Source organism: Rhodococcus sp. AH-ZY2 (assembly GCF_030916465.1).
GTDB classification, from domain to species: Bacteria; Actinomycetota; Actinomycetes; order Mycobacteriales; family Mycobacteriaceae; genus Rhodococcus; species Rhodococcus ruber.
The window spans coordinates 4,779,993-4,798,069 of the sequence record NZ_CP126458.1 but is presented as its reverse complement, the minus strand read 5'-3'; the positions used below and the strand labels follow the sequence as shown (position 1 = coordinate 4,798,069).

Sequence of the window (18,077 nt, the reverse complement as noted above, 5' to 3'; positions counted from 1 at the left end):
GGGCTCACTCCCGGGGCAGCAGCGTCCCCAGCGGTCCGAGGTCGATGTTGAGATCCTCGGGGGTGAGCCCGAAGTGGTCGCGCAACTCCCCCATGCGCTCCTCGAGCAGCATGAGGGTGGTGCCGATGCGCTCGATCTGCTCGTCGCTCAGGTCGCCCTCGTCCACGCGCCGCAACGCCTGCCGTTCCATCAGTTGCCGCAGCAACTCCACGAGGGTGAGCACGAGCGTGACCAGTCCACGCTCGACCGACTCGGGATCGGCGTCGATACGCGGTGGGATGCCCTCGAATTCAGTCATCGACCGGAGGCTCCAGGGCGTCCCGCGGGACGGGTGGCTCGATCGCCGTGACCGACAGCGTGCTGACGGAGGAGATGAGCGCCCGCAGCGAGATCTGCACCATGTCGACGTCCGCGATCGAAAGCTTGATGTCGCCCGTGATGACGACGCCGCCGGCGAGCACCCGGTCCAGCAGATCGATCAGGGCGATGCGACGCTCGCCGTCCACGGAGGGGTCGACGTGCTTCATGCCGTGTCCCGTTCGACGCCGGCGAACGAATACGGCGGCCACGGCCCGGTCAGCTCGAGCCGGATCCCGCGATACTCCTTGCGGAGTTCCTCGACGGCCCTCGCGAACTCGTCCGCGCGGTCGTCGTCCACCAGATAGGTGCCGTTGAGCACCATCCAGTCCCGGCGGCCGCTCAGCGCCGGATCCGTCGCGGGCTGCCGCCGACCGGCGGCGGCCTGCCGCAGCAACCGGGAGTGGATCTCGTCGGCGCGGGCCGCGGCGTCGCGTTCGACGGACTCCTGCGCGGCCAGCTGCGCGCGGCGACGGAGCAGATACGCCGTTCCCGAACCCTTGGCGCTGCCCGCGATCTGCGCTTCCGCGACCGCGTCGGCGAGGGCCTGCCGGTCGCCGTACGCCTTGACACCCCATTCGGTGCGACCCGTCACGAGGGTCAGCGCCGACTCGAAGTCGGCCTGCCGCTCGTCGAGGAGGTCGCGCACACGGGCGTCGTCGAGGTAGACGGTCGCCAGGCGCAACGGGACCGCCGGACCGCGCTGGGCGACGGTCGAGACGACCGCGTCGTGCGCCCGGGCCGTCGCCTCGAGCCACGACAGGTCCTCGAGATTGCGTTTCAGCGGCTCCTCCCCGAACACCGCGAGCGGCACCGAACCCACGACGGCCGTGAGCCCCCCGGATCCCACGGCGCGCACCGCCTCGCCGGCGACGCCGGCCAGCCCGCCGAGATCCCCCTCGGCGAGCCGGTCGTCCGTCACGGCGTACAGCCACACTCCCGTTCCGTCAGCCACGGTCCTCCTCTTCGTCACGGGCGCTCTCGACGGCCGCGCGCCGGCCCTGCCCGGCCTCGAGTTCGGCGATCCGCTCGCGCAGCCGCCGGTTCTCGAGTTCCAGCTTGTCGTCCTCCCGATCGAGCTCGCGGTTGCGGGCCTTGCTGCTGAGCCACGGATCCGATTCCCACCAGTCGATGCCCACCGCCTTCGCCGTTTCGAGCGACGCGACCACCAGCCGCAGTTTGATGGTGAGCAACTCGATGTCGAGCAGGTTCACCTGGATGTCCCCGGCGATCACCAGCCCCTTGTCGAGCACCCGCTCGAGGATGTCGCCGAGGTTCGTCGACTGATGGCCACCCCCGTACGGTTGCGGCGACGAACTGCCCCCCACCACCGTCATCGCCGGTCCCTTTCTCCGATGTCACTGCTGCCGCGGCCGTACCGCTTGGTCCGGCGGTAGGCCAGCAGGTTGCCGTCCAGGTCGATCTCCACCTCGTAGAGGGCCAGCATGTCCGCCGACGACGGGATGCGCCGGTCCTCGAGCACCTCGACCTCCACCGTCCAGCCGTGATCGGCCGGTTCCACCGACGTGGCGCCCTGCGGCTCCTTCGAGGTCAGCTGCACGAGGTGCTCGATCGCGGTCGCGGCGGCCTCACCTGCCGTCAGGGCCGGCGGCTCGCCCGCTTCCTCGTCGTGGCCGTCGCCGGGATCCTCGGGTGTGTCCTTGGCGCTCACGGGTTCTCACTCCCCCCTCGCGGCGGGTGTCGTGCCGCCGCCCGGCCGGATCATGCGGTCCAGGACCGCCTGCTGTGCCTCCTCCTTCTCGTCCTCCGACAAGTGACCGGCCGCCGCCGCCTCGTCGATCTCCTCGAGTTCCTTCCGGATGGTCGCGGGGTCGTGCATCTTCTGCTCGACCTGGTCCTGGATGACTTCGCCGAGCCAGAGCACGCCTTTGACCGGTGCCAGCGGCAGCGTGAGGATGGCCGAGATCAGTCCCATGTGTCAGCCCTCCGGTTCCCGCTTCATCACGAAGTCGTACGCCGCCATCGGGCCCAGCAGCGTCATCTCGACGCGGCCGTCCCATTCCTGCGCGAGGGAGCCGACCGCCTCCTCGAGTTCGCCCTGCCGGTCGAGCTCGACGAGGACGGCGATGTGCGCCGCGTCCTCCTCGTGGGTGGGCTGCCGCTCGTTGACCATCGGTTCGAGGGCCTCGAGGGTGTCGATCACCCGACGGGTGTCCTCGGCGCGTTTGGCCTCGATCGCCTGGGTGATGATCTCCCCGAGCGCCATGCGGGCGTCGCGGGTGGCGTCCTCCGACTTGTCGCGGATCTCCTCGCGCAGCCGGGCGGCCTCGGAGTTCTCGTCGAGCACCTCGCGCAGCACGGCGTTCTCGACGTAGCGGCCCTTGATCACGAACTGTGCCCGGCCCTCGAGCTCGTCGAGGGCCGCCTTCAGCTCGTCGTGGTTCTCCTCGAGCAGTTCCTTCTCCACCGCCTCGGCGTCGGTCATCACCGCCCCGAACCGCAACGGCAGCACGGGCGCGACGGCCGCGGAACCGTCCAGCAGTTCGGCGTGCGCCTTCAGGTCGTCGGGCGTGCCGAGCGGCCGGTCGACGGAGATCTCGCTGACGAGGGCGGCGATGTCGCCGTGACGCACCACCGCGACGTCGCTCTGCGGATCACCCACACCCTTCGCGTGCTCCTCGGGCTCCACGTCGGCCGGCACGATGCCGTAGACGTACATCGCGGTGCTCTGCCCGCCCTCGCTCTCGGGTGCCTCTGCGGCCTGATCGGTGGACATCAATCCCCCCTTCGCTTCGGTCGGCTTGCCGTCTCCCGCTTGTCCTCGACGTCGCCGAGGAAGTCCATCACCTTCTCACCCGCGGCTTCGAGCGCGCCCTTGGTCTTGTGCTTCGCCCCGCCCTGGGTGATGTCACCGACGAGGTCCGGCAGGCCCTTCGGCTCGTTGTCGGCGATCTCGAGGCGGTTCACCGCCTCGGCGAATCGCAGATAGGTGTCGACGCTGGCCACCACGATGCGTGCGTCGATGGTCAGCAGCTCGATGCCCACCAGCGATACTCGCACGAACGCGTCGATGACGAGTCCCTTGTCCAGGATGGTGTCGATGACGTCGGCGAGGCCGGAGGAGTTCGGCCGGGCCATCGTGCCGCCGCCGCCACCTCCTCCTCCGCCGCCCCCGCCGCTGGCGGGTTGGATGGTCATGTGCGTGCTCCTCGCCGGGCGCCCCTACGTGTGCCTGCGCCCCCGCGCCGTCGCCGTGCCGGTGCCTCCTCCTCCTCGGGCTCCTCCGGCTCCTCCTCGGTCTCGTCCTGCAGACCTTCGTCCTCGTCGTCCTGCAGACCCTCGTCCTCCTCGTCCTGCTCCTCGGGGAGTTCGTCCTCGGCCTCGTCCTCGGTGAGTTCGTCCTCCGAACCTTCGTCCCCGACGTCCTCCTCCTGTTCCTGCTCCTCCTCCTCGCGCCGCGCGGTCTCGTCGTCCTTGACGACCTCGCTGTCACGGATCTCCCCGTGCCAGCCGACGACGTCGTCCGGGTGCAGGACGGCCTCCGTCATCACGTGCCGCTCGAAGTGCTTGAGTTCCAAGCGCGCTCGTCGGCCGACGGCGCGCCACAGGTTGGCGGTCTTCTCGAACAACCCCCGCGGGTGGTACTCGAGCACCATGATGATCCGGGTCAGATTGTCGGCGAGCTCGTGGAAGGTCACCGCCCCGTCGATGTAGCCCTTGGCGCCCTTCGAGCGCCACACGATCCGATCGAACGGAACCTGTTCGAGGATCGTCGACTCCCAGTTGCGCCGGGACCAGAAGACCTTCCCGGTCCATTGCAGCTTCTCGTCGGAGGCCTGCTCGACCTGCTCGACCTTCTTCATGAACTTCGGCCAGTCGGCGAACTGCGTCCACAGGTCGTAGGCGAGGTCGATCGGAACACCGACGTCGATCTGCTCGACGATGTTGGTGAGCTTGAGCTTCTTGTTGCCGCCGCCCTTACCCTTGCCTTCGCCGCCGCCGAGGGATTCCTTGACGTCGTCGAACTTGTCCTTGGCGGTCTGCTTGACGTTCTCGAAGCCGCCGCTCAGCGCCGCGGTGATCGGAGACTTCCCCTCGGCGGACTTCTGCACACCGGTGATCGCGCCGAGCAGATTCCCTCCCCCGCCCTCGGCATAGTCGTTGAGGCGCCCGGCCGTTCCGGTCACCTTGTCGGAGACCGTCGACAGGGCACGCTCGGCGAACGTGCCGGCCAGGCCCTGCAGTGACTTCTGCAGGTGCTTGGTGGGCGAGAGGTCCTGTGCCGCTTTGCCGGCGCTGCCGGCAGCCCCGCTCGCCGTCTTTCCGGCCTGTCCCGCCGTGCCGGCGGCGGTCTTTCCGGCCTTGCCGGCCGTCTCCTTGGCGGTCTTGCCCAGCCGGCGGGTGGCGTCTTCGAGTGATCGCGTCATCGAACTCACTTCCTCGTGCGCCGGACCGGAGCGCGCCCGGAGGCGGATGCCTCGGCGCGGGTGCTGCGTCGCCGGGGCTTCGCCGGCTCCTCGTCCTCGTCGCCGGACTCCTCCGGTTCCTTCGCCTTCGACTTGGCTCGGGATGTCTTGGGACGGCTCGTGGATTCGCCGGTGCGTCGCCTGGCGGCCGGTCGCCGCCGGGCGGGCTTCGGGGCCTCTTCTTCCGCTTCCTCGGCCTCTTCCGGAGCGCCTTCTCCCTCCTCGGGGGCTTCCTCCTCGTCGGTTTCCTCCTCGGGATACTCCTCCTCGGCGGACTCCTCGGCCGGTTCGTATTCGCCCTCCGCGTACTCGTCTTCGGGACCCTCGTCGGCGTACTCCTCTTCCTCCGGCTCCTCCTCGGAAGCCTTGGGACGCCCGGTGGCCCGCTGTTGGAGCCGCTCGTTGAGCGAGTCGATCCGATTGCTCGCGGCGGTGACCGCGGCCGCGCGGGCGGCGCTCATCAGCTCGCCACGGACCGAATCGGTGATCTTGACGAGTTCCGGTGAGGACCCGACCATCGAGGCCCCACGCTTGAGGATGTCCTGCGGGTTGTTCGGCAGCCGTCCCGTCAGGCCTGCCCCCGCGAGCATCAACGCCAGCCGCATCTTGTGCGTGCGTCCGAGGAAGTATCCGATACTCACCCCGGCGGCGACTCGTGCCCCACCTTTCATGACCATTCTCCTTCGCCTGCATGTGGCCGCTGTTGCGGGCAGGTTCCCGGCTGCGCACGGTGTCTCGTCCGATGCGGTGGGCCCGCGGTGCGGTTCGAATGTGATGTAGCCCACACTACGCATTCCAAACATCGATTCGCTGACGATCGACCGGAATGCCCATCCGGCGCGACGGCGGTGTGCTACCAGACCGATCGGTACGTCTCGGAGGCGTTTCCCGCCGGCGCGACGGGGGTATCGCAACACTCGACGGGCGCAGTTGCGTCCCCACCGGAATCCACAAGGAGGGCATCATGGCTCACCTCGCCAACAAGGTGATGCACAAGGCCGAGGAGATGGTCGGCAAGACCCGGTACAACTTGGGTAAGCGGACCGGAAACAGGAACCTGCAGAGCGTGGGTCGGCGCGGTCAGGTCTCCGGGCGCGTCAAGGGGTTCGGGGACAATCTCACGCATGCGGTAAGGAACGCCCAAGGAAGGTTCAAGAACAGGTCACATCGTTCCGATCTCCGCTGAGTCGTCATTCGCCGGCGGCGATGCCGCAGGCGCGCAGCGCGAACGCCGCCTCGGGCCCGACGATCTCGTCGACCAGGGTCAGGAACCGGTCGACGAACGCGGGCCCGTGCGGAGCTTCCGCCGGATCGTCCGGATCGGACGGGTCCAGATGGTGCGCCAGCTCGTGCAGCACCACCAGCTCGCGGAACGCCCACGCGGTGTTGGCGTGGTGCTCCGGGAGTGCGATTGTGGCGCAATCGCTTTCGTAGTGAGCGGCGGAATTTCCGGCGCGTGCCCGGACGCGCGCTCGCACCGACGCCCGCGGCCAGTGGGCCCGCACCCAGTTCAGCGCCAGCACCGAGTCCACGTACGCCTGGACGGACTCGAGGGAGGCGAAGCGTCGCTCCACCGGCAGGGTGAGCTGCGATCCGGCCAGCTCCACCACCCGCAGGCCGCGCTCGTCGGCCCGGTCGAACATCGTGCGTACCAAGGATTCCGCCTCGTAGACGGCGGTCCTCCGGGTGTCGCGCAGGCGGGTCACCGCGGCAACCTCCGGGCCGCGGCCGGCAGTTCCGGACCGGTACCCAGGCGCGCCTGTCGCCCCGCCCGGTCCCCGGCACGACGGGCGTCGGACGAGTGCCCCACCCCCACCGCGGACCCGCGCCAGCGGCCGCGCGCCTCGGACGTGCTGCGGTAGAAGTCCCGCAGCTCGATCTGCTTGTCGCGCAGCGCCAGGGCCGCCCCGGGCGTGTCGACGCTCGCCTCCCGCTCGATGTCCTGCTTGGCGTCCGACAGTCGCTGCCCGATCCGCGTCGCGAACGCCGACTGGAAGTTCAGCCGCGCGGTGACGGCCGCGACGGGCCGGCGCACCCGCGTCCGCACGCGCCGCCCCCCGCGGGTCTCGACCACCGTGCGCACCGTCGTCTCGTCCTTGTAGGTGCCCGAACGCAGGTAGGCGTCGGAGGCGCGGACCATCTGCACCAGCAGCGACGAGTACAGGGCCTCGCACACGTCGATGTCGGAGGCGAAACCGTAGGCGTAGATCACCGTCGACGTCGTGGTGATGTCGCACTGCACGTCGTTGGCGGCGGCGATCGCCAGGAACAGCTGCGCGTACGTGCGCAACCCCTTCCTCCCGCTCTCCCCGATCGTGATCAAGCGCTGCACCGGCGTCGCCCGGCGCTCCCGGCTCGCCGTGTGGGCACGCGCGACCGCCAGATCCACCGATGCCGCCGTGGCCAGCCGCTGCGCGGCGGCGAGGAACGCGTCGGCCTCGTGGGGGTTGTCGGTGGATTCCGCCTGCCGGAGCAGGCCACCGATGCGGGTCAGCATCTTCTCCGAACTCACTCCGGCAGGTTACGCCTGCCGTGGTGCCTTTTCGGGCCTGCGGCGATCCGGAAGGACACCGGGGCGCCGGGGTCGCCTATTCTCCTGCCATGGCCCCAGTGACCTTCGACCATGCGACCTGTCTGTTCCCCGGGTCGACCACGCCTGCCGTCGACGCGCTGAACCTCGAGATCGAGGACGGGGAGTTCCTCGTCCTGGTCGGCCCGTCCGGCTGCGGCAAGTCCACCTCCCTGCGCATGCTCGCGGGACTCGAACAGGTGCACAGTGGGCGCATCCTCATCGGGGGCCGCGACGTCACGGCGCAGGAGCCCAAGGACCGGGACATCGCGATGGTGTTCCAGAACTATGCCCTCTACCCGCACATGTCCGTCGCCGAGAACATGGGCTTCGCGCTCAAGCTCGCCAAGACACCGAAGGCGGAGATCCGGGCGCGGGTCGAGGAGGTGGCGAAGATGCTCGACCTCGAGCAGTACCTCGACCGCAAACCCAAGGCACTGTCCGGCGGTCAGCGCCAGCGCGTCGCCATGGGCCGCGCCATCGTCCGCCAGCCGCAGGTGTTCCTGATGGACGAGCCGCTGTCCAACCTCGACGCGAAGCTGCGCGTGCAGACCCGCACCCAGATCGCGCAGCTGCAGCGCCGCCTCGGCACCACCACCGTCTACGTCACGCACGACCAGGTGGAGGCGATGACGATGGGCGATCGCGTCGCCGTGCTCGACAAGGGGATCCTGCAGCAGTGCGCCTCACCGCGCGTGCTCTACAACAAGCCCGCGAACGTGTTCGTCGCCGGATTCATGGGTTCGCCGGCGATGAACCTGTTCACGCTGCCGGTCTTCGACCGCGGGGTGATGCTCGGCGACACCGCCGTGCAGGTGCCGCGCGACGTCGTCGGCCGGGTCACCGAGTCCGAGGTGGTGGTCGGTATCCGTCCCGAGCACTTCGAGATCGCACCCGACGGCCTCGAGATGGACGTCGACGTCGTCGAGGAACTCGGCTCCGACGCCTACGTCTACGGCCGCGCCCAGGTCGCCGGCCGCCCGCAGCAGATCGTCGCGCGCGGGGACTGGCGGAATCCGCCGCAGAAGGGCGAGCGGGTGCACCTGCGGTTCGACCCGGACCAGGTGCACGTCTTCACCACGTCCGACGGTCGTCGCCTGGGCTGACCGGGTGCCGGGCGCCGACACGGAACCGATCAAGGTCGGGTGGAATGTCTGCGGTTCGGTGCCCTCCATGCCAGAGTAAGGGCCGATGTCGGTGGCCCGGTGCCGCCGACGACGGTTTTCTCACGATCTCAACGGGGAGTCATTCATGATTCTGAACTCGAAGGCGATGCGCCGCGCAGCGGTCGCGGCGTCGGCCGCGTCGATGCTGGTGCTCACAGCCTGTTCCTCCGACGGTGGCTCGGATTCGGGCAGCGAAGGAGGCACCGCCGCCGGCGGTGAGGGCCGCGGGCCGATCACGATCGTCGAGGGTCAGGATCCGCTGAACACGGCACTCGAGAGCATCATCGCCGACTGGAACGCGGAGCACCCGGACGAGCAGGTCACCTTCAAGCCGTTGGGCAAGGAAGCGGACCAGCAGCGCGACGACATCACCCAGCGCATGCAGGCCCAGAGCGACGAGTACGACCTCATCGCCGTCGACGTCACCAACACCGCCGAGTTCGCGGCCAACGGCTGGCTGCGGCCGCTCGAGGGCGACTACGCGATCGAGACCGACGGCCTGCTGCCCGCCACGGTCGACTCGGCCACCTACAACGGCACCCTGTACGCGGCGCCGAAGAACACCAACGGCGCGTTCCTGTACTACCGCACGGACCTGGTCGACCGCGCACCCGAGACGTGGGCGGAGCTGAAGGAGCAGTGCCCGAAGGCGCAGGAGGCGGGCATCGACTGCTACGTCGGGCAGTTCAAGAATTACGAGGGCTTGACGGTCAACGTCTCCGAGATCGTCAACGCCTACGGCGGGTCCTTCGTCGCCGAGGACGGCACCACCCCGGCCATCGACGACAAGACCGCCGAGGGCCTGCAGTTCATCGTCGACTCGTTCGAGGACGGCACCATCCCCGAAGCCGCACAGACCTACACCGAGGGCGAGTCGCAGAACGCCTTCGGTGAGGGCCGCGCCCTGTTCATGCGGACCTGGCCGGGCTTCTTCACCGACGGTGAGTCCTCGTCGGTCGCCGGCCGCTACGGCATCGCCGTGCTGCCGGGCGTGGACGGCCCCGGCGCCTCCACGCTGGGCGGCTACAACGTCGGCATCAGCGCGTTCTCCGACGCGCCGGCGACCGCCCGCGACTTCCTCGAGTTCATGCAGACGCGTAAGTCGCAGACCTACTACGCCGAGGCCGGCGGCGCGCCGGTCCTCGAGGAGGTCTACGACGACCCGCAGATCCTCGAGCAGTACCCGTACTTCGCGACCCTGAAGGAATCCCTGGCCAACGCGCAGCCGCGTCCGGTCACCCCGTACTACTCGCAGGTCTCCAAGGCCATCCGTGACAACGCCTACGCGGCGATCCGCGGTGAGAAGACGGTCGATCAGGCGCTCGCGGACACCCGCGCCGGCATCGAGACCGCCGGCAACTGATGCAGGAGTAGTACATGGCGAAGCCGCAGGTCGAGCCCGCGGATCAGTCGCCCCCCACCACGGTCGGGACCGCAGTGCTCGGTCCCGACCGTGGCCGTGGGGGCGGCCGGCACCGAGCCCCCGAACCCCCCGAGCCGCCGGTCGCGGCCGTGAAGCCGCGCCGGCGGATCCCGGTATGGGCGTTCGTCGCGCCGACGCTGGTCGTGCTGGCCGTCGTCATCCTGTATCCGCTCGGCCGGGCGGTGTGGATGTCGCTGCACGGCGACGCGAAGAAGCTCGACCCCGAGACGGGCCGGTTCGTCACCGGCGGCTTCGTCGGAGTCGAGAACTACGTCCGGTGGATCACGCAGACCTGCGGCACCGCGACGGGCTCGATCCCGTGCCCACCGGGCACCCTCGGCTCGCAGTTCTGGGGTTCGGTCGGCAACACCTTCTTCTTCACCGTGGTGACGGTGGCGCTCGAGACGGTCATCGGGTTCGCGATGGCGCTGGTGATGGCGAAGTCGTTCCGCGGGCGCGGCCTGCTGCGCGCGTCCGTGCTCGTGCCGTGGGCGATCCCGACGGCGGTCACCGCCAAGCTGTGGTTCTTCATCTTCGCCAACGACGGCATCGCCAACCAGATCCTCGGCACCGAGATCCTGTGGACCGCCGACCCGTGGCCCGCGCGCTTCGCGATCATCGTCGCCGACGTGTGGAAGACCGCGCCGTTCATGGCGCTGCTCATCCTGGCCGGGCTGCAGATGATCCCGTCGGACGTGTACGAGGCCGCGAAGGTCGACGGTGCCACCGCCTGGCAGCGGTTCACCCAGATCACGCTGCCGCTGGTCAAGCCCGCGCTCATGGTCGCGATCCTGTTCCGCACGATGGACGCGCTGCGCATGTACGACCTGCCCGCCATCATGATGGGCTCCAACCCGGCCACCTCGACCATCTCGGTGCTGGTGGTCGACCAGATGCGGCAGGGCGCGAACTCCGCGTCGGCCCTGTCCACGATCACGTTCCTCATCATCTTCGCGGTCGCGTTCGTCCTGGTCCGGTTCCTCGGTGCCAACGCGGTGCGCACGCAGGAAGAACAGCGGAAGGGGACCCCGGCATGAGCCGACCGGGCACCGGCAAGGCACTGCGCGGCAGTATCGGCACCTATGTCGGCGTCGCGCTCATCGTCGTGTGGGGCCTGGCCCCGTGCTACTGGATGATCGTCACGGCGCTGCGCGACCCGGCCGACACGTTCAGCACCACGCTGTGGCCGTCGAATCCGACGCTGCAGAACTTCGCGGATGCCCTGGATCCGTCGGCGAAGGTCAACTTCTCCCGGGCGCTGGTCAACAGTGTGATCATCGCCGGGGCCACCACCGCGATCGCGCTGCTGGTCGGTGTGTTCACCGCCTACGCCCTGTCGCGGTACGACTTCCGCGGCAAGTACTTCGTCACCGGCATCATCCTCGGTGCGTCGATGTTCCCCGTCGTCGCGCTGGTGACGCCGCTGTTCCAGCTGTTCACCGACCTGGACTGGATCGGCACGTACCAGGCCCTGATCATCCCGAACATCTCGTTCGTGCTGCCGCTGACGATTTACACCCTGACCTCGTTCTTCTCCGAGTTGCCGTGGGAGCTCGAGGAGGCCGCCCGCATGGACGGCGCCAGCCGGGGCCAGGCATTCCGGATGATCATGCTGCCGCTCGCGGCGCCCGCGTTGTTCACCACCGCGATCCTCGCGTTCATCGCGACCGTCAACGAGTTCCTGCTCATGTCGCAGCTGTCGACCGAGAAGACCGCCCCGGTGACGGTGGCGATGGCCCGCTTCACCGGAACCGACCCGTACGTCACCCCGTATGCGTCGATCATGGCGGGCGGCACCCTGGTGATGGTGCCGCTGGTGGTGATGGTGCTGATCTTCCAGCGTCGCATCATCGCGGGCCTGACCGCCGGCGGCGTCAAGTCGTGAGCCGACGGCCGTCGCGCCGGCAGCGGCTCGAGCTGCTGCTCGGGTTCCTGACGATGGTCACGCTGCTGACGCTGGTCGGCGCGGTCGCCGGTTTGCTGTCCGCCACGCCCGGGGTGGTCCCGTCGCTGCTGCTGCTCGCGTGCGTGGTGGCGTGGGGGCTGACGTTCCGGGCCTGGCGGCGCGCAGGTTCCTGAGGCCGGCGTATCGCCGCAGGCCGGGGGCGGTTTCTCCGTCCCGGCCCGCGGGCCGGGACGGGTCTGCGCGGCCTGCGGTCCCCGTCACATCGGGACAGAACTCCGTACCATGCGATCGAGAGGGTGCGATTATTTCGTCGGACCCGGATCCATCCGAGAAAGTGGTACGTGTGAGTTCTACGACCCCGCCGAACCCCCAGCACAGAAAACCCACCGCCGCTGCGAAAGCGCGGCGGTGGCGCATCGTCGGCAACCTCGCGCTCGCCGTGGTGGCCGTTCTGGTGCTCGTGCCGGCGTTGATGTTCGCGGTGGCGTACCTGTCCACGGACGTGCCCCGCCCGTCGGACATGAAGACCAACCAGGTCGCGACCGTCTACGCCGCGGACGGTACCACCGAGCTGAGCCGGATCGTGCCACCCGAGGGCAACCGTGTCGAGGTCGACCTGGCGGAGATCCCGGAGCACGTGCGCAACGCCGTGCTCTCGGCCGAGGACCGCAACTTCTACAGCAACCCGGGCTTCTCGGTGAGCGGATTCGCCCGCGCGGCCCGCGACAACGTGCTCGGCAAGGAGACCGCCGGCGGCGGCTCCACCATCACCCAGCAGTACGTGAAGAACGTGCTCGTCGGCGCCGACCGGACCGTCACCCGCAAGATGCGGGAACTGGTGATCTCGACGAAGATGGCCAGGCAGTGGTCCAAGGACGAGATCCTGCAGGCATACCTGAACACCATCTACTTCGGCCGCGGCGCCTACGGCATCGCCGCCGCCGCGCAGGCGTACTTCGGCAAGCCGGTCGGTGAGCTGTCGGTCGCCGAGGGCGCCGTGCTCGCCGGGGTGATCCAGACGCCGTCGGCGCTCGACCCCGAGTTCAACCGGCCGGCGATCGAGGCGCGCTGGAACTACGTCCTCGACGGCATGGTCGAGATGGGCGAGCTCGACACCGCCGAACGCGACGCCCAGGAGTTCCCGCCGACGGTGCCGGCCGCGCAGGCGACGCAGGCGGACGCGGCCACCGGCCCGGAGGGGCTGCTGCGTACCCAGGTGATCCGTGAGCTCGAGGCGGCGGGGATCAGCGGCCAGGTGCTCAGCACCGAGGGCCTGCAGATCACGACGACGATCGACCCGCGGGCGCAGCAGGCGGCGATCGATTCGGCGCGCGAGACCCTCGAGGGGGAACCGGCGAACCTGCGCACGGCCGTCGTGTCGATCGACCCGCGCTCCGGCGCGGTGCGGGCGTACTACGGCGGCGAGGAGGGCGCCGGGTTCGACTTCGCGCAGGCCCCGGTGCAGACCGGCTCCGCGTTCAAGGTGTTCGGCCTCGTCGCGGCGCTGAAGGACGGCATCGGCCTGAACGCCCGGTTCAGCAGCGCCCCGCTGACCGTCGGCAATCTCGAGATCGGCAACGTCGAGGGCGAATCGTGCGGGGTGTGCACCATCGCCGAGGCGCTCAAGCGGTCGCTGAACACCAGCTTCTACCGGCTGATGATGGCCATGGAGAACGGGCCGCAGAAGATCGCGGACGCCGCTCACGAGGCCGGCATCCCGCTCGAGATCCCCGGCGTCGACGGCCGCACGCTCAGCCACAACGGCGGCGCGCCGGAGGGCGGCATCGTGCTGGGCCAGTACCAGTCGCGGGTGATCGACATGGCGTCGGCATATGCCACGCTCGCCGCGTCGGGGACCTACCACCAGCCCTACTTCGTGCAGCGCGTCGTCAACGCCGAGGGCGAGGTGCTGCTGGACCGGCCCGCGTCGCCGGGCGAGCAGCGCCTCGATCCGGCCGTCGCGGACAACGTCACGCAGGCCATGCAGCCGATCGCCGCGTACTCGCGCGGACACGCGCTCGCCGGGGGGCGGCCGTCGGCGGCCAAGACCGGCACCACCCAGCTCGGCGACACCGGCCTGAACAAGGATGCCTGGATGGTCGGGTACACCCCGTCGCTGTCCACGGCGGTGTGGGTCGGCACGCCGGACGGCACCGCCATCACGAACAGCTGGGGCGGGTCGATCTACGGTTCGATGCTGCCGTCGGACATCTGGAAGGGCACGATGGACGGCGCTCTCGAGGGCACCGAGGTCGAGAGCTTCCCGTGGCCCGATCCGATCGGGGGGCAGGCAGGTGTCCCCGTCGACACCGGGGTCACAGCCCCGTCGAACAACGTCCCGGCCCCGGTGCAGCTGCCCCAGCTGCAGCTGCCGGAGCTGCCGCCGATCACGATCCCGGCGCCTCCGGTGGAACTGCCACCGGAGATCCAGGTGCCGCAGCAGATCGAGGTGCTGCCGGGCGTGACGATCCAGATCCCGGGGTAGGACACCACGCCGCGAGCGCGGCTGTCACACAGTCGACGACGTCGTCGACCGACACCGACGGCTCGTCGAGCCGGTCCATCGCCATGGACTCGACCAGCGACCACCACCCCCGCAGCTGCATGGTGACGAGCGGTGTGGGCGCGACGCCGATCGCGGCGACGGTGCGTTCGACCATCGTGTTCCGCATGTTCTCGTGGATGGTCCGGATCTGCGGATCGGCGCCGAACCCGCCGTGGAAGAACGCCTGGTAGTGCCGGCCGTGCCGGTCGATGAACGCCACGAACGGCTGCACCACCGCGCGCAGCGGGTCGGTGTCGTCGGGATCGGGGACCGCCGCCCGCAGCAGGCGCCGAGCGGCCGCGGCCACGACCGCGACGTAGAAGTCCTGTTTGGTGGGGAAGTAGCGGAACAGCAGGCCGCGGGAGATGCCGGCGATCTCGGCGACCCGGTCGACGGACAGGGCGTGGATCGGGCGGGTGGCCAGTTCCTGCAGGCCGATGGCGACGAGCTGGCGTTTGCGCTCTTCCGGAGGAAGGCGCCGCCGCTTCTCGGTGCTCACGGATGGTCCCTCCCTCTTGATGGTGTGCTGCGCGCCCGGCTAGTCTAACTAAGCATTGCTCAGTTAGAGCTACGGAGGCCTCATGGATTTCGGTCAGTCGGAACGCTCGCGCGACTACCTCGAGCGGCTGCGCCACTTCGTCGCCACCGAGGTGGTGCCCGTCGAGGAGACGCTGCGGCGGGAACGGATCGCCCCCTTCGCGGCGCGCGGCGACAGTTCGGGCACGGCGACGTGGTCGGTACCCGACGAGTTCCGCGAACTGCAGCGCAAGGCCCGCGCCCAGGGCCTGTGGAACCTCTTCCTCCCCGACGCCGAACTCGGAGCCGGGCTGACGAACGTCGAGTACGCGTCCCTCGCGGAGGAGATGGGTCGTTCCCCGTTCCGGTCCGCGATCTTCAACTGCGACGCCCCGGACACCGGCAACATGGAGGTGCTGTACCACTACGGCAGCCCCGAACAGAAGGAACGCTGGCTGCGCCCCCTGCTCGACGGCGAGATCCGCTCGGCGTTCTGCATGACCGAACCCGGGGTCGCGTCCTCGGACGCGACGAACATGGCCGCCACCGCCCTCGTCGAGGGCGACGAGGTGGTGCTCAACGGACGCAAGTGGTGGAGCACGGGCATCGGCAGTCCCGACTGCAAGATCCTGATCTTCATGGGGCTCACCGATCCCCAGGCGCCCAAGCATCAGCAGCACTCGATGGTGCTGGTGCCGATCGACACCCCCGGGGTGAAGGTCGAACGGATGCTGTCCACGATGGGCTTCTACGACGAGCCCGGCGGACACGGCGAGGTGTCGTTCACCGACGTGCGCCTGCCGCTCGACGCGATCATCGCCGGACCCGGCCGCGGATTCGAAATCGCCCAGGGCCGGCTCGGTCCCGGCCGCGTCCACCACTGCATGCGTCTGATCGGGCTCGCCGAACACGCCCTCGAACTCGCCTGCCGGCGCGGCCTCGACCGCGTCGCGTTCGGCAAGCCCCTGGTCAACCTCGGCGGCAACCGCGAACGCATCGCCGACGCCCGCATCGCGATCAACCAGCTGCGGCTGCTCGTGCTGCACACCGCCTGGCTGCTCGACACCCAGGGCCTTGCCGGCGCCCGCTCCGCCGTCTCCGAGATCAAGGTCGCCACCCCGCGCGTCGTCCAGCAGGTGGTCGACTTCGCCATCCAGATCCACGGCGGCGCCGGTCTTTCGGACGACTTCCCGCTCGCCGGTGCCTGGACGGCCGCGCGGGCGCTGCGCCTGGCCGACGGCCCCGACGAGGTGCACCAGGGACTGGTGGCCCGCTTCGAACTCGGCAAGTACACCAACCCGGAGGGTCGCAAGTGACAATTCCCGACAATGCCCGCGCCGTCCGTGACGAGGACGCCTTCGACGTCGCGGCCGTCGCGGCCTGGCTCGGCGAGCACGCCGGCATCGCCGGAATCCCGGAGGTGCACCAGTTCTCCGGTGGCGCATCGAATCTCACCTATCTACTGCGTTACCCCGACCGGGACCTCGTGCTGCGCCGACCGCCGGTGGGGGCCAAGCCGTCCTCCGGTCACGACATGGTCCGCGAGTACCGCATCCAGTCGCTGCTCGCGCCCGCATACCGGTACGTGCCGCGCATGGTGGGCCTGTGCACCGACCACAGCGTGCTCGGCAGCGACTTCTACGTGATGGAACGGGTGCCGGGGACGATCCTGCGGGCGAACCCCCCGGCCGAACTCGCCCTGACCCCCGAGCGCACCCGCACCCTGTGCCTGCGGATCGTCGACCTGCTCGTCGAGCTGCACGGCGTCGACCCCGCGTCCACGGGGCTGAGCGAATTCAGCCGCGGCTCCGGATACGTCGCGCGCCAGGTGTCGGGCTGGACTGCGCGCTACGAGAAGGCGCGCACCGAGAACGTTCCGGACTTCGCCCGGGTCACGAAGTGGCTGAACGACACCCAGCCCGCCGACGTGGCCTCGGCCGTCATCCACGGCGACTTCCGGCTCGACAACGTGGTGCTCGACGAGAACGACCCGCTGCAGCCCGTCGCGGTGCTGGACTGGGAACTGGCCACCGTCGGCGATCCGCTCATGGACCTCGGATCCTCCCTCGCCTACTGGGTGCAGGCCGACGACGATCCGATGCTGCTCGCCACCAAGCGGCAGCCGTCGGACCTGCCGGGCATGCTCACCCGCCGCGAGATCGTCGACTACTACTCGAGCAAGACCGGTCTGGCCGTGGACAACTGGGGCTTCTACGAGGTCTTCGGCCTGTTCCGGCTCGCGGTGATCGCGCAGCAGATCTACTACCGCTACCACCACGGGCAGACCACCAACCCGGCGTTCAAGGACTTCTGGGTGATCGTGGGCTATCTGGACTCGCGATGCAACACGCTGATCGACGACATCGAGGCGGGACGCGCATGAGCACGCGGAGGAACATTCTCATCACCGGCGCGAGCTCCGGCCTCGGCGCCGGCATGGCCCGCGAGTTCGCCGCGCGGGGGCGCAACCTCGCCCTCGCGGCGCGACGGACCGAGCGGCTCGAGGAGCTGCGCGACGAACTGCTCGCGCAGCATCCGGGTATCACCGTCGCGGTGCGGCGGCTCGACGTGGACCGGCACGAGGACGTGTTCACCGTCTTCCGGGAGTTCGACGACGAACTCGGCGGCCTCGACCGCGTCGTCGTCAATGCGGGCCTGGGCAAGGGGCAGCCCTTGGGCACGGGCTACTTCCGTGCCAACGTGCAGACGGCGAACACCAATTTCCTCGGTGCGCTGGCACAGAGCGAGGCCGCCCTCGAGCTCATGCGCCCCCGCAATGCCGGTCACGTGGTGCTCATCTCGTCGGTGAGTGCGGTGCGCGGGATGCCGCGCAATCTCACGACGTACGCGGCGTCGAAGGCCGCCGTCGCGGCGCTCGGCGAGGGAATGCGTGCGGACCTGGCGCGCACGGGCATCCGGGTGAGCACGATCTTCCCCGGGTTCATCCGCTCGGAGATCAACGAGAAGGTGAAGGACGTGCCGTTCATCGTCGACACCGAGACCGGGTGCCGCGCACTGGCCGCCGCGATCGAGAAGGAACCGCACAAGGCGTACGTCCCGGCCTGGCCGTGGACACCGCTCGCCTATGCGATGAAGGTACTGCCGCTGTCCGTCGTCAGCCGGATGGTCTGACGACGCAACGTGTGTGGACGCGTGTGTGGCCGTACG

The 18,077-nt window shown here is 69.4% G+C and carries 23 protein-coding genes; 10 read left to right on the top strand and 13 right to left on the bottom strand.

Annotation, left to right across the window (positions count from 1 at the left end; translation table 11 throughout):
* Positions 1-4 precede the first annotated feature (4 nt).
* Genes QNA09_RS23100 through QNA09_RS23055 form a run of 10 tightly spaced genes read right to left on the bottom strand, consistent with a single transcriptional unit; the run spans position 5 to position 5,455 of the window.
* Positions 5-298 carry a gas vesicle protein K gene (locus tag QNA09_RS23100; RefSeq protein ID WP_003934962.1) on the bottom strand — a complete coding sequence of 98 codons (294 nt, stop codon included), beginning with the start codon at positions 296-298 and terminating at the stop codon, positions 5-7.
* Positions 291-527, bottom strand: coding sequence for a gas vesicle protein (locus tag QNA09_RS23095; RefSeq protein WP_010596284.1), 237 nt, complete (start codon positions 525-527; stop codon positions 291-293). Before QNA09_RS23095 ends, QNA09_RS23100 begins: the two co-directional genes overlap by 8 nt.
* Positions 524-1,312, bottom strand: coding sequence for a GvpL/GvpF family gas vesicle protein (locus QNA09_RS23090; protein WP_119700213.1), 789 nt, complete (start codon positions 1,310-1,312; stop codon positions 524-526). The genes QNA09_RS23095 and QNA09_RS23090 overlap by 4 nt, the downstream gene beginning before the upstream one ends.
* Positions 1,305-1,694, bottom strand: coding sequence for a gas vesicle protein (locus QNA09_RS23085; RefSeq protein WP_119700212.1), 390 nt, complete (start codon positions 1,692-1,694; stop codon positions 1,305-1,307). The genes QNA09_RS23090 and QNA09_RS23085 overlap by 8 nt, the downstream gene beginning before the upstream one ends.
* Positions 1,691-2,029: a gas vesicle protein gene (locus QNA09_RS23080; RefSeq protein ID WP_119700211.1), complete on the bottom strand. Its 339-nt coding sequence runs from the start codon at positions 2,027-2,029 to the stop codon at positions 1,691-1,693. Before QNA09_RS23080 ends, QNA09_RS23085 begins: the two co-directional genes overlap by 4 nt.
* A gap of 6 nt (positions 2,030-2,035) precedes the next feature.
* On the bottom strand, positions 2,036-2,293 hold the full coding sequence (locus tag QNA09_RS23075; protein ID WP_010596279.1) for a gas vesicle protein GvpG: 258 nt from the start codon (positions 2,291-2,293) through the stop codon (positions 2,036-2,038).
* A gap of 3 nt (positions 2,294-2,296) precedes the next feature.
* Entirely contained in the window at positions 2,297-3,094 is a 798-nt protein-coding gene (locus QNA09_RS23070) for a GvpL/GvpF family gas vesicle protein (RefSeq protein WP_119700210.1), read from the bottom strand.
* Complete coding sequence (gene gvpJ / locus QNA09_RS23065; RefSeq protein WP_119700209.1) at positions 3,094-3,516, bottom strand: gas vesicle protein GvpJ; 423 nt, start codon at positions 3,514-3,516, stop codon at positions 3,094-3,096. The genes QNA09_RS23070 and gvpJ overlap by 1 nt, the downstream gene beginning before the upstream one ends.
* The gene (locus tag QNA09_RS23060) at positions 3,513-4,745 is read right to left on the bottom strand and encodes an SRPBCC family protein (RefSeq protein ID WP_119700208.1); all 1,233 of its coding nucleotides are present in this window, start codon (positions 4,743-4,745) and stop codon (positions 3,513-3,515) included. Before QNA09_RS23060 ends, gvpJ begins: the two co-directional genes overlap by 4 nt.
* Positions 4,746-4,750: 5 nt before the next feature.
* Positions 4,751-5,455 (bottom strand): hypothetical protein, encoded by a 705-nt coding sequence (locus tag QNA09_RS23055; RefSeq protein WP_026137977.1) that lies wholly within the window; start codon positions 5,453-5,455, stop codon positions 4,751-4,753.
* A 293-nt stretch (positions 5,456-5,748) separates the two neighbouring features.
* Here QNA09_RS23055 and QNA09_RS23050 point away from each other — a divergent pair, with 293 nt between their 5' ends.
* The gene (locus QNA09_RS23050; protein ID WP_040272969.1) at positions 5,749-5,970 is read left to right on the top strand and encodes a CsbD family protein; all 222 of its coding nucleotides are present in this window, start codon (positions 5,749-5,751) and stop codon (positions 5,968-5,970) included.
* Positions 5,971-5,974: 4 nt separating this feature from the next.
* Here the strand turns inward: QNA09_RS23050 and QNA09_RS23045 are convergent, their stop codons facing one another.
* Both QNA09_RS23045 and QNA09_RS23040 read right to left on the bottom strand, forming a co-directional pair.
* Positions 5,975-6,490, bottom strand: a complete 516-nt coding sequence (locus QNA09_RS23045) for a TIGR04338 family metallohydrolase (RefSeq protein ID WP_017681637.1) — start codon at positions 6,488-6,490, stop codon at positions 5,975-5,977.
* Positions 6,487-7,296, bottom strand: a complete 810-nt coding sequence (locus QNA09_RS23040; RefSeq protein ID WP_162919344.1) for a DUF2786 domain-containing protein — start codon at positions 7,294-7,296, stop codon at positions 6,487-6,489. Before QNA09_RS23040 ends, QNA09_RS23045 begins: the two co-directional genes overlap by 4 nt.
* An 89-nt stretch (positions 7,297-7,385) precedes the next feature.
* Here QNA09_RS23040 and QNA09_RS23035 point away from each other — a divergent pair, with 89 nt between their 5' ends.
* From QNA09_RS23035 to QNA09_RS23010, 6 genes are all read left to right on the top strand, one after another.
* On the top strand, positions 7,386-8,459 hold the full coding sequence (locus QNA09_RS23035; RefSeq protein ID WP_010596271.1) for an ABC transporter ATP-binding protein: 1,074 nt from the start codon (positions 7,386-7,388) through the stop codon (positions 8,457-8,459).
* Positions 8,460-8,604: 145 nt separating this feature from the next.
* Positions 8,605-9,882, top strand: coding sequence for an ABC transporter substrate-binding protein (locus tag QNA09_RS23030; protein ID WP_010596270.1), 1,278 nt, complete (start codon positions 8,605-8,607; stop codon positions 9,880-9,882).
* A gap of 14 nt (positions 9,883-9,896) precedes the next feature.
* A complete protein-coding gene (locus QNA09_RS23025) occupies positions 9,897-10,979 on the top strand; it encodes a carbohydrate ABC transporter permease (protein ID WP_040272965.1) in 1,083 nt (360 codons plus the stop codon).
* The gene (locus tag QNA09_RS23020) at positions 10,976-11,827 is read left to right on the top strand and encodes a carbohydrate ABC transporter permease (RefSeq protein WP_010596268.1); all 852 of its coding nucleotides are present in this window, start codon (positions 10,976-10,978) and stop codon (positions 11,825-11,827) included. Before QNA09_RS23025 ends, QNA09_RS23020 begins: the two co-directional genes overlap by 4 nt.
* Positions 11,824-12,021 carry a hypothetical protein gene (locus QNA09_RS23015; protein WP_010596267.1) on the top strand — a complete coding sequence of 66 codons (198 nt, stop codon included), beginning with the start codon at positions 11,824-11,826 and terminating at the stop codon, positions 12,019-12,021. The genes QNA09_RS23020 and QNA09_RS23015 overlap by 4 nt, the downstream gene beginning before the upstream one ends.
* A 170-nt stretch (positions 12,022-12,191) precedes the next feature.
* On the top strand, positions 12,192-14,333 hold the full coding sequence (locus tag QNA09_RS23010) for a transglycosylase domain-containing protein (protein ID WP_010596266.1): 2,142 nt from the start codon (positions 12,192-12,194) through the stop codon (positions 14,331-14,333).
* On the opposite strand, the gene QNA09_RS23005 is transcribed toward QNA09_RS23010, so the two are convergent.
* On the bottom strand, positions 14,236-14,892 hold the full coding sequence (locus tag QNA09_RS23005; protein ID WP_017681641.1) for a TetR/AcrR family transcriptional regulator: 657 nt from the start codon (positions 14,890-14,892) through the stop codon (positions 14,236-14,238). The genes QNA09_RS23010 and QNA09_RS23005 overlap by 98 nt on opposite strands.
* A gap of 82 nt (positions 14,893-14,974) precedes the next feature.
* On the opposite strand from QNA09_RS23005, the gene QNA09_RS23000 reads away from it, so the two are divergent.
* The 3 genes from QNA09_RS23000 to QNA09_RS22990 are packed head-to-tail and all read left to right on the top strand — an operon-like array spanning position 14,975 to position 18,041.
* Positions 14,975-16,225 (top strand): acyl-CoA dehydrogenase family protein, encoded by a 1,251-nt coding sequence (locus QNA09_RS23000; RefSeq protein WP_119700207.1) that lies wholly within the window; start codon positions 14,975-14,977, stop codon positions 16,223-16,225.
* Positions 16,222-17,292 carry a phosphotransferase family protein gene (locus QNA09_RS22995; RefSeq protein ID WP_010596263.1) on the top strand — a complete coding sequence of 357 codons (1,071 nt, stop codon included), beginning with the start codon at positions 16,222-16,224 and terminating at the stop codon, positions 17,290-17,292. Before QNA09_RS23000 ends, QNA09_RS22995 begins: the two co-directional genes overlap by 4 nt.
* Positions 17,289-18,041: an SDR family oxidoreductase gene (locus tag QNA09_RS22990; protein WP_119700206.1), complete on the top strand. Its 753-nt coding sequence runs from the start codon at positions 17,289-17,291 to the stop codon at positions 18,039-18,041. The genes QNA09_RS22995 and QNA09_RS22990 overlap by 4 nt, the downstream gene beginning before the upstream one ends.
* The last annotated feature ends 36 nt before the right edge of the window (positions 18,042-18,077 follow it).

Bases quoted from the DNA above. Each gene is read 5' to 3' on its own strand.
- QNA09_RS23100 (WP_003934962.1), bottom strand. From the start codon at position 298: ATGACTGAATTCGAGGGCATCCCACCGCGTATCGACGCCGATCCCGAG.
- QNA09_RS23095 (WP_010596284.1), bottom strand. From the start codon at position 527: ATGAAGCACGTCGACCCCTCCGTGGACGGCGAGCGTCGCATCGCCCTG.
- QNA09_RS23085 (WP_119700212.1), bottom strand. From the start codon at position 1,694: ATGACGGTGGTGGGGGGCAGTTCGTCGCCGCAACCGTACGGGGGTGGC.
- QNA09_RS23075 (WP_010596279.1), bottom strand. From the start codon at position 2,293: ATGGGACTGATCTCGGCCATCCTCACGCTGCCGCTGGCACCGGTCAAA.
- QNA09_RS23070 (WP_119700210.1), bottom strand. From the start codon at position 3,094: ATGTCCACCGATCAGGCCGCAGAGGCACCCGAGAGCGAGGGCGGGCAG.
- gvpJ (WP_119700209.1), bottom strand. From the start codon at position 3,516: ATGACCATCCAACCCGCCAGCGGCGGGGGCGGCGGAGGAGGAGGTGGC.
- QNA09_RS23060 (WP_119700208.1), bottom strand. From the start codon at position 4,745: ATGACGCGATCACTCGAAGACGCCACCCGCCGGCTGGGCAAGACCGCC.
- QNA09_RS23055 (WP_026137977.1), bottom strand. From the start codon at position 5,455: ATGAAAGGTGGGGCACGAGTCGCCGCCGGGGTGAGTATCGGATACTTC.
- QNA09_RS23050 (WP_040272969.1), top strand. From the start codon at position 5,749: ATGGCTCACCTCGCCAACAAGGTGATGCACAAGGCCGAGGAGATGGTC.
- QNA09_RS23035 (WP_010596271.1), top strand. From the start codon at position 7,386: ATGGCCCCAGTGACCTTCGACCATGCGACCTGTCTGTTCCCCGGGTCG.
- QNA09_RS23030 (WP_010596270.1), top strand. From the start codon at position 8,605: ATGATTCTGAACTCGAAGGCGATGCGCCGCGCAGCGGTCGCGGCGTCG.
- QNA09_RS23025 (WP_040272965.1), top strand. From the start codon at position 9,897: ATGGCGAAGCCGCAGGTCGAGCCCGCGGATCAGTCGCCCCCCACCACG.
- QNA09_RS23020 (WP_010596268.1), top strand. From the start codon at position 10,976: ATGAGCCGACCGGGCACCGGCAAGGCACTGCGCGGCAGTATCGGCACC.
- QNA09_RS23000 (WP_119700207.1), top strand. From the start codon at position 14,975: ATGGATTTCGGTCAGTCGGAACGCTCGCGCGACTACCTCGAGCGGCTG.
- QNA09_RS22990 (WP_119700206.1), top strand. From the start codon at position 17,289: ATGAGCACGCGGAGGAACATTCTCATCACCGGCGCGAGCTCCGGCCTC.